4 protein-coding genes and 3 pseudogenes are annotated in these 9,620 nt (G+C 57.9%); 4 read left to right on the forward strand and 3 right to left on the reverse strand.

Features of this window, described 5'->3' with window-relative positions:
- The 3 genes and pseudogenes from V6C16_RS04485 to V6C16_RS04495 all read left to right on the forward strand — a co-directional run.
- A pseudogene (locus V6C16_RS04485) lies at nt 1–387 on the forward strand (L-aspartate oxidase); the annotation flags it as partial.
- Nucleotides 388–478: 91 nt separating this feature from the next.
- Complete coding sequence (locus V6C16_RS04490; RefSeq protein ID WP_333535490.1) at nt 479–2,014, forward strand: hypothetical protein; 1,536 nt, start codon at nt 479–481, stop codon at nt 2,012–2,014.
- Between the two features lie 423 nt (nt 2,015–2,437).
- Nucleotides 2,438–2,872 (forward strand): annotated as a pseudogene (locus V6C16_RS04495) (aminotransferase class V-fold PLP-dependent enzyme); the annotation flags it as partial.
- Nucleotides 2,873–2,875: 3 nt separating this feature from the next.
- Here V6C16_RS04495 and dnaK read toward each other — a convergent pair.
- A pseudogene (dnaK, locus tag V6C16_RS04500) lies at nt 2,876–4,378 on the reverse strand (molecular chaperone DnaK); the annotation flags it as partial.
- A 307-nt stretch (nt 4,379–4,685) separates the two neighbouring features.
- Here dnaK and V6C16_RS04505 point away from each other — a divergent pair.
- On the forward strand, nt 4,686–5,525 hold the full coding sequence (locus V6C16_RS04505; protein WP_333535289.1) for a split-Soret cytochrome c: 840 nt from the start codon (nt 4,686–4,688) through the stop codon (nt 5,523–5,525).
- Nucleotides 5,526–6,284: 759 nt separating this feature from the next.
- Here the strand turns inward: V6C16_RS04505 and V6C16_RS04510 are convergent.
- Both V6C16_RS04510 and V6C16_RS04515 read right to left on the reverse strand, forming a co-directional pair.
- Entirely contained in the window at nt 6,285–7,868 is a 1,584-nt protein-coding gene (locus V6C16_RS04510) for a methyl-accepting chemotaxis protein (protein WP_333535288.1), read from the reverse strand.
- An 811-nt stretch (nt 7,869–8,679) separates the two neighbouring features.
- Nucleotides 8,680–9,609: a ZIP family metal transporter gene (locus V6C16_RS04515; protein WP_333542816.1), complete on the reverse strand. Its 930-nt coding sequence runs from the start codon at nt 9,607–9,609 to the stop codon at nt 8,680–8,682.
- Nucleotides 9,610–9,620 lie beyond the last annotated feature (11 nt).

The following is a 9,620-nucleotide window of genomic DNA, read 5'->3' on the forward strand; positions in this document are numbered from 1 at the left end:
CTGGTGTGGGGCGTTAGCTGCGGCAAAGACCTGAGCCGCCGTCTCAAGGCCGAAAGCGGCCTGCCCAAAAGCCTGGCCGCCGCCATTCCCGACTGGCTGCACGAAGGGGACGAACGACGCGATGACCCCGCCCTGGTGGCTCAGGACTGGACAAACATTCGCAACACCATGTGGAATTATGTGGGCATTTCGCGCACAGAGGCACGCCTGCGCCGGGCCTTTGAAGACATGCGCGACCTTGTGCGGCATATCCACGACTTTTACAAGTATACCCGCATTTCACGACGCCTGGTGGACCTTTTTCACGGTTCACAGACGGCCTACGTCATCATTCAGGCGGCCATGCGCAACCGCGCCAGCCTGGGATGCCACCACCGTGTGGACTGATGCGGCGGTCTTGCACAGGCAAACCTCATGGCAAAAAGCGCGGCCGTACGGCATGCGCGCCATGTCAAACACATAAGGGAAATACCTGTCTATGAAAAAGTTGCTTACAACCCTGGTCGTCCTGGCCGTCCTGGTCGTGGGCGGTCTGGCCGCACTGGGCTTTGGCCTGCGTTCTGTCATTCAGGAGCAGACCCTCAACGCCCTCGGCAATATGACTACAAGCCCCCAGGGCAGCGCCTATGCGGCCTCGGCCGACCAGATACAGTTCTCGCCCCTGTCGCGCGAGATATCCATCCGGGGCCTGAGCCTCCAGGGCGAACGCCCTCAGGGACCGGAAACATGGCAGATCGCCGAACTTTCCTTCCGCCTTCCCCTGCGTACCCTCCTGGCCTTCACCCCGCTGCGCGACATGGTGCTTGACGGCAAGGACATGATTGACGTGGCTGAAAATGTGGTGATGCGCAATCTTGTCATGACCGCCCCCGGCAACAGGGTTACTGTGCAGCGCGAAGAAATCGACATCGTTCGGGCCATGCCGTTTCTTATTCGGCAGACACTGGAAAAAGGCGAGCCTGTCGACATGGTGGCCGCCACCTACAATATGGGGGCGAACAATACCCAGGTCCACTTCGTCACTATGGACACCCCGGGAGCCGACGGTTCCGTGCGGCTGACCGTGAAGGAATCGCGCATGCGCGGCTGGCAGGGACGCACCATTGAAAGCATCGTCCTGGACGGACTGGAAATGCGTGTGGACAACACCCCCGGCATGAGCATCGGCCATATCGTCCAGGAAGGACTGACCCTGCCCGATGAAGACCTGCTGCGGCAGATAATGGAAGCCACCCGGCAGGCTGATCCCGAAGAGGCCCTTAACCAGATCATGCCGCTTATGGAAGCCATGCTCAAGGCAGAGCCGCCCCTGCTGCGCAAGGCCCATGTCACGGATATGGCTTTTGCCGTGGAAACAAGCTCGGTGCAGATCAAGGAAGTGCTTTTTGAATGGCTCTCCAACACGCCCCCCCATACCAAAAGCAGCGTCAAAGGCTTTGCGGCCCCCTCCAGCCTGCTCTACGCCCTGCTGGATATGACCCTTCCCCCGCTGAACATGGATATGGCCTTTGAAACCCGCTCCACCGGAACCGTCAGCCATCAGATGGCATCGGTCGCCGCCGCCGGCCTGGGCGTGCTTGACTGCGAAGTGAAGCTGAATGAAAAGCCCGGCACAAACATGATGGAAGGGCTGCTTACACAGAGCTTCAGCGATTTCAGCCTGAAGTACCGGGATGAAGGGTTTATGGCCTGGCTTGGACTGAACATTTCCACCAACGTGCCTCAGGCCGTGGGCGCCCTTAACGCCCTGGCAGCACTGCCGGGCGTCAAGAACGACCAGAAAAACGACGCCATACGCCGCAGCCTGCAAACCTTTGCCGCCCGACCGGGCAACCTCGAAATACAGACCACGCCCGGACACACGGCCCTTGTGCTTGATCTTATTTCCCTGCTGGACAATCCCGGCATGCTGCTTACCGTTACTGCCAAGCCGGGAGATCGCGCCCTGGCCGAGCAGATGGAAGCCCAGAAGCTGACTTTTGAAGCCATACAGGCTGTAAGCTCCGAGCAATAAAAAATCCGCAGCAGCAGAAGCGTGCCTTCTGCTGCTGCCACCGGCAAGCCGGACAAGCGAGATCAGGCGCCGGCCGATCCACACGAAGAGCATGCGGGCTTGACGCAAAAGCCCTGTGGGCGCAGACTGTTGCAACCCCTAGAGCAAATTAACTTTGAGAATATACATTCTCAATTTTTTTGACGCCCACTTTGGCGTTTACCCGCGCAAACCACACGCGCTGCGTCTTTGTGGCGAACGCCTGGCCGCGAAGCCATCAAAGCCGTTTCAGCGCAAAACCGCTTCCAAGCAACCCCTGGCGGCTTGCGGAACCTTGGGCGCACAACGGGGAAACGGTGGCAGGAGGCGGCAAAAAACGTGTAATACACTACCATTACACAAAAAGCATTCCCGGAACGCAAACACAAGGAAAGGAACAGCCACATGCTTAACAAGTTTCGCCTGCTCACCCCCGGCCCCACGCCTCTGCCCGAACGCGTGCGCCTTGTTCTGGCCCGGGACATGATCCACCATCGCAAAAGCGAGTTCAAAGAGATCATGGGGCAGGTTCAACAAAGCCTGCAAACGCTTTTCGGCACTTCCGGCACAGTGCTGCCCCTCTCCTGTTCCGGCACGGGAGCCATGACGGCAGCCGTATACAATCTTTTTGCGCCGGGACAGAAGGTTCTGGTGGTGGACGGCGGCAAGTTCAGCCAGCGCTGGATGGAAATAGCCCTTTCGCGCGGGCTGGAGGTGCAGTCCATCTCTGTGCCGTGGGGTCAGGCCGTCAATCCCGAAGATGTGGCAGCAGCCCTCAAGGCTGACCCGTCCATCGCCGGCGTGCTTATTCAGCTTTCCGAAACGTCCACCGGCGTGCTGCAACAGGCCGGAAGAAGCGGTGATCTTGATGGACTGTTCCTTGCCGGTACCCATATCCTTGGCGGACACGTTAACGATGCCGTTGGCGTCGATGTCAAAGGAGACCTCGATCTGCGGCACGCCGCGCGGCGCCGGGGGAATGCCGGCCAAGTCAAAGCGGGCCAGGGTCATGTTGTCCGCGGACATGGGGCGTTCGCCCTGGAGCACATGGATGGACACCGAAGGCTGGTTGTCGGAAGCCGTGGTGAACACCTGGCTCTTGCGCGTGGGAATGGTGGTATTGCGCTCGATAAGCTTGGTGAACACGCCGCCCATGGTTTCAATGCCCAGGGAAAGCGGGGTCACATCGAGCAGCAGCACGTCCTTCACGTCGCCGCTGAGGATGCCGCCCTGAATGGCAGCGCCCATAGCCACCACTTCGTCGGGGTTGACGGAGCGGTTGGGTTCCTTGCCGAAAAACTTGCCCACAACCTGCTGCACCAGGGGCATGCGGGTCATGCCGCCCACAAGGATGACCTCGTCGATCTGGTCGGCGGTCATGCCGGCGTCGGCCAGGGCCTTTTTGCACGGCTCGGTGGTGCTTTCCACAAGGTCGCCCACCAGCGATTCCAGCTTGGCGCGGCTGATTTTGACGAGCATGTGCTTGGGACCGTTCTGGTCAGCGGTGATAAAGGGCAGATTGACCTCGGTTTCCATAGAGGTGGAAAGGTCTTTCTTGGCCTTTTCAGCAGCTTCTTTCAGGCGTTGCAGGGCCATGCTGTCCTTGGACAGGTCAATGCCGTTTTCCTTTTTGAACTCTTCCACCAGGAAGTTGATGACGCGCTGGTCGAAGTCTTCGCCGCCCAGGAACGTGTCGCCGTTGGTGGCGCGCACTTCAACCACGTTGTCGCCCACCTCAAGAATGGAGATGTCAAACGTGCCGCCGCCAAGGTCGAAGACCGCGATTTTTTCGTTGGCCTTCTTGTCCGCGCCGTAGGCAAGCGAAGCGGCTGTGGGCTCGTTGATGATCCGTTTGACCTCAAGACCGGCAATGCGGCCCGCGTCCTTGGTGGCCTGACGCTGGGCGTCGTTAAAGTAGGCCGGCACGGTGATGACGGCTTCGGTAACGGTTTCACCCAGGTACGCTTCGGCATCGGCCTTCAGCTTAGCCAGGATCATGGCCGAAATTTCAGGGGAGCTGTAGGTGCGGCCGTCCACTTCAACGCCGGCATCGCCATTGGCAGCCTTTACGATGGCGTAGGGGCTGTGTTCTTTCCAGCGATCCACTTCGGGGCTGTCAAACTTGCGGCCCATAAGGCGTTTGATGGCAAAGATGGTGCGCGTGGGGTTGGTCACGGCCTGACGCTTGGCGATCTCGCCCACCAGGCGTTCTTTGTCAGTAAAGGCCACCACGGAAGGAGTGGTGCGTCCACCTTCGGGGTTGGTGATGCACTTGGGGTCCTTGCCCTCCATAACATACACGCAGGAGTTGGTGGTACCCAGGTCAATACCGATAATCTTGGACATATGGTGATCCTCCTCGGGGAAAGCTTGTCTTGTGCTTGGTCGCGCAGCGACCTGCCGCGCTGTGCGTCTGCGGAGCGGCGCGCGCGTCAAATTCTGCGCACTGGGGTCGCCAGTCGCCCCGTATATGTAAGACCTTCTTGCAGGCCGTCCAGAGCCTGCCCGCAAAAAAACGGCAAAAAAATTTTTTTGCAATGAAAAAAAAGTGTATTTTCGGTATTTTTGAGATTGACCTTTCTTTCCCAAACTTGGTAGTGATTTTTTTAACCACAATGTGTCACGGCAGACACATGCTATCAGGAGGAGATAGATGAACATCGGCAGACGTGATCTTATCTGCGGCCTTGGCGGGCTTGCAGTGGGCGGAGCTATGCTCGGCCTCGGCGGTGTTGAGGCAAAGGCTGCGGGGCAGACGCAGCCTGCGGCCGGTCGTTTTGATCAGGTGGGCGGAGCCTTTGGCTGGAAGCCCCACAAGCTTGACCCCAAGGAATGCGCCCAGGTGGCCTATGACGGCTACTGGCATAAGGGCTTCGGCTGTGGTTTTGGTGCATTTTACAGTATTATCGGCCTGATGGGCGAAAAGTACGGCGCGCCCTATAACCAGTTTCCTTTTGCCATGCTTGAGGCAAACAAGGGCGGTATTTCCGACTGGGGAACCATCTGCGGCGCTCTTTATGGCGCTGCGGCGACCTTTTCCCTGTTCTGGGGCCGCAAGGAAGTGCACCCCATGGTCAACGAACTGTTCCGCTGGTACGAAGTGACCAAGCTGCCCATCTATAATCCCGGCGATGCGGCTCAGGGTGTCAAGGGCGATTTGCCCATGAGCACGTCTGACTCTGTATTATGCCATATTTCCGTGTCCAAGTGGTGTTATGAGAACAAGATCGAAGCCACCAGCAAGAAGCGCAGCGAACGTTGCGGACGCATTACGGCAGATGCGGCCTTTAAGGCTGCCGAAATCATCAACGCAAAGATCGAGCAGGGCAAGGATTTCAAGAGCACTTTCCCCATGCAGGCTTCGGTGAGCAGTTGCGGCGAGTGTCATATGACCAAGGGCAATGACGCCAACTGGGCCAAGGGTATCATGGACTGCACCCCCTGCCACAGCGGCACGGCGGCCACGCAGAATAAGTTTGTCAATCATCCCTAGAGCAGATTAACTTTGAGAATATACATTCTCAAAGTTTAAGACACGCTCACTTCGGCGTTTAACCGCGCAGATAAACTGCGCTTACGCCTCCGTAGCGAACGTCTGCTCACGCAGCCGCCAGAGCAATTTCAAAGTGAAATTGCTCTAGGTATTCTTTGTCTTGAAATGTTCGGGCGGCTGTGAATACAGCCGTCCGTCGTCTTAAAAACAGTCTGCTCCGGACACTTGTGATTTGATTCTTTGCGCAGGCCGTCACGCATGGGCCTGACTGGTTTCAGGCGGCCCGCTTTTTGTAAAAAGATGGGCCGCCTGATAGCTTTTTCTGACTCCGGCACTTCGCCTGTACCCTGAAGTGCAAGAGTTCACAGAGTGGGAAAACAGTTTTTTTATGCCGCTTTTGTTATAAATAGCGCATAGCGTGTGGACGTGAGACAGGATGCTGCGGGAAAGTCTGGTATGACAACAGATTGTGCATGCCAGAGGGAAGGGCGGCCATGCCGGTGATGAAAGGCCTTCCATCACCGTATGCCCACACGGGAGCGGAAAACGGTGCATGAACAAACCTGTTCCGTTGACTCAGGGCAGATCCCTGCGGGTACGGAAGAAGCCGCCGGGCTGTCGTCCGACGGCTTCTTTCGTACCTGGGGTCAGGGGCTGCGGCATATTTGTTGTGTCGTACGGCACGTCTGTTTTTGGGCCTGCAAGCGGGGTAACAGCGGCGTGGCTGGCCGCCATGCCGCCGCATGCCGTCTTGCAGTGCTATTGCTGGTCGTTGTCTTCCTTACGTATGGCGTCAAGAATGCCGGTGACAACGCTGACCTGCCCGGCCATGTCGCTGACCTGGCGAGCCGCCAGATCCACTTCTTCAGCAATGTGGGCGCTCAGGCTGTTGACCTCGGCTATGTGCCGGTTGATTTCTTCCGAGGCGGCGGACTGTTCCGTGGCCGCAGCTGCAATGGCGGAAACCCGCGCGCTGGAATCTCCGGCCAGGGTTGAAATCTGCTCCAGCGACTGGCCGGACTCTTCGGCCATGCGGCTCACTTCGTCAATGGCGGACACGGCGCCGTCGACCGTGGTGGAGCTTTTGCCCGTGCCTTCCTGAATGGCGGCAATGGCGGTTTCCACTTCCTGGGTGGCACTCATGGTCTTTTCTGCCAGTTTGCGCACCTCGTCGGCCACAACGGCAAAGCCTCGTCCGGCTTCGCCCGCGCGGGCGGCCTCAATGGCCGCGTTAAGGGCCAGCAGGTTGGTCTGATCCGCAATGTCGCGAATAAGGGTGAGCACCGCGCCGATATCCTTGGCCTGCTTGTCAAGGCCGATCATGTCCCCCTTGAGACCGTTGGACTGCTGCTGCACGCTCTGCATGCTCCGGATGGTGCGCAGCACAATGCCCGCGCCTTCCTGGGCATGCCCCTGTACGGAGGTTGCGGCCTTGGCCGCGCCTTCGGCATTGTGGGCCACCTCAAGCACCGTGGCGTTCATTTCGTTCATGGCGGTGGCTGTTTCTGCCATGCGCCCGGCGGCAATGCCCGCCTTGTCGCGCACATCGCCAAGGGAGGCATTGAGCGTGTCTGCGGCATGCTGCAGATGCGCAACCACATCTTCAAGCTGGGTGACGGTATATACCCTCGCCTTGTGGGCGGCTTCGGCGGCCTGCTTTTCAAGCATGACCTTTTCTGTGATGTCTTCGCCTATTTCCACATGGCCGATGGTTTTGCCGTCCGCATCTTTCAGGTAGTCCAGCATGATCTGCATGCTTTTGCCGTCGGGCATGTGGTTGATGACTTTTTTAATGCCCATGCGCAGCTGCTCGATACCGCATTCGGGGGTATTGCAGATATTGCCCTGTTTTTCGGAACAGTGCTTGCCCACCACATCGTTTTGACAGGTTTTATTCATGGTTTCGAGGGCATAGGTGTTGCAAAACGTCCAGATCATGTCGTTGTCCGTCACGGAAACAGACAGGGGCAGGGTGTTCAGTATGCTCTCGTACCAGTGGGTCTGGTTTTCCAGCTTGGCAACCATGATGCGTAGCGATTCCGCCAGGTGGCCCAGGCAGTCGGTACGGTATACGTCAAGCGTGGCTTCTTCATGCCCGGTGGAAATGGCTTCGGCGTAGACAACACATTTGCGGATGGGCGCAAGCCTGTTGTTGATGAATGCCGCGCCAGCGGCGCCCAGAAGCACAATGCCGCCCACGCCGAACAGCAGGGCGTCTTTCAGGACAGCGGCGCTCAGGCCGTCGCCCAGAGCGATTTTAAAGCCGATCAGCATGGCTGCACAGGCCAGTATGAGGGCAACGATGAAAAATACGATGATGCGAAAGCTGAGGGTCAGGTTCATAAGGGTTCTTCCTTAAATGGCCGTTTGCGAAGGCACAGGCTGCGGAAAAAACGTTCAGGTGTGCCCGTGGCTGCGGTGCTGTGTCACGCGGGGTCTGGTCCGCGGCTCCAGACCGGCTGTACTTGCATGTCCAATGGCCGGGGCTGGTTGTTCCGGGTGGCCCGTCAGTGCATGGTGTGTGACATATCCGTCCCCCTGTGCATGAAGTGCGCCCAAAATGATCATGCCGCACGCGCCATGCGGACATTGCTTGTCTGTAGAAGAAATAAGAGTTCTTTAATAGTAAATAAAAAAAACAATATTCGCAACTATCAATAGACATATGGCGAAAGACATTTTCAAAAAAATATCTGATCGCCTTGCTTATATCTTCGGCTGAAATGAAAAAAAACTTATACCAGATAAAAAATGTGCCAGCGGTAAGCGGCATTGCCCCATTTTGTGGAAAAAACCGCAGGTGTGAAATGCCGCTGCGTCAGAGCAAGGTTTCGTATGAGGGAAACCCGGCTCTGACGCAGCGGATATGCCGTTGGTCGGCTTTTAGATCAGATTAACTTTGAGAATATACATTCTCAAAGTTTAAGGCACGCTCACTTCGGCGTTTAACCGCGCAGATAAACTGCGCTTACGCCTCCGTAGCGAACGTCTGCTCACGCAGCCGTCGGAGCAATTTCAAAGTGAAATTGCTCTAGCGCATTTCAGCTTTCAAAATATTTATGCCGCCGAACGGCTATGGGCGGGTTTTGTCCGCCGTTGCGCGATAATCTCAAGGTGAAAATCGCTCTATCGCGCGTTTACAAGCGCCGCCTGATCAGCCCAGGAGGGTGGTGAGCGCAATAACCAGGCAGACCCCGAAAATACAGGAAAGAGACGCGGCATTGCCGTTGCCGGAGGCATTGGCTTCGGGAATGACCTCTTCAAAGACCACATAAATCATGGCTCCGGCGGCAAAGGCCAGGGCCACGGGCAGAATGCCCGCCGTCACCCCTGCGGCCAAGGCCCCCGGTATGGCCCCGATGGGGGCGGTGACGCCGGAAAGTACGCCGTAGAAAAAAGATTTTTTTGCCGAATAGCCTTCGGCCCGCAAAGCGGTGGATACCACCATGCCCTCGGGCAGGTTTTGCAGCATTATGGACGCGGTAAGCACCAGGGCCGTGCTCATGCCGAGGCTTTCAATGCCTGTGGCCATGCCGCTTTCCGCAGCGGCTGCCCCATAGCCCACCCCGATGGCGAGCCCTTCGGGGATATGGTGCAGGGCCATGGCGGTGACAAGCAGAACGCTGCGCCGCCAGCGGGTTGAAATACCTTCGGTGGTGTCCTGCACAAGGTGCAGGTGGGGCAGGGCGCGGTCGAGCAGCAGCAGAAAACCCGCGCCCAGCATAAGCCCGAAAACCACCGGAATGAAGCCTGTGCGCCCCATGTGGGCGGTAAGCTCCATGGCCGGTTGCAGCAGACCGAAAAAGGACGCGCCCAGCATCATGCCCCCGGCCGCGCCCAAAAGACAGTCCATTGCTTTGCGCGAGAATTCCCGTCGGGTAAAAATGAATGCCGCGCCGAGACTGACGGAAAGCCATGACAGCAGCCCGGCCACAGTGGCCTGAGCCACCGGCTCCCGGATGATGGAAGAAAGGGTGGGATCCATCAGAACCTCCTGCAATATGGGAAGATCTATCGCCTGAATGCGGGTGCGGCGGGCCGGTATGGCACGGCAAAACAACTCCTGCCGCGCGTCGGGCTGCATGCGCGGACGCT

The organism is Desulfovibrio sp. 1188_IL3213 (assembly GCF_036763145.1).
Taxonomy (GTDB): Bacteria; Desulfobacterota; Desulfovibrionia; order Desulfovibrionales; family Desulfovibrionaceae; genus Desulfovibrio.

What these genes read in the sequence shown, in the direction of transcription:
- V6C16_RS04490 (WP_333535490.1), top strand. Translation starts at nt 479, where the DNA reads ATGAAAAAGTTGCTTACAACCCTGGTCGTCCTGGCCGTCCTGGTCGTG.
- V6C16_RS04510 (WP_333535288.1), bottom strand. Translation starts at nt 7,868, where the DNA reads ATGAACCTGACCCTCAGCTTTCGCATCATCGTATTTTTCATCGTTGCC.
- V6C16_RS04515 (WP_333542816.1), bottom strand. Translation starts at nt 9,609, where the DNA reads ATGCAGCCCGACGCGCGGCAGGAGTTGTTTTGCCGTGCCATACCGGCC.
- V6C16_RS04505 (WP_333535289.1), top strand. Translation starts at nt 4,686, where the DNA reads ATGAACATCGGCAGACGTGATCTTATCTGCGGCCTTGGCGGGCTTGCA.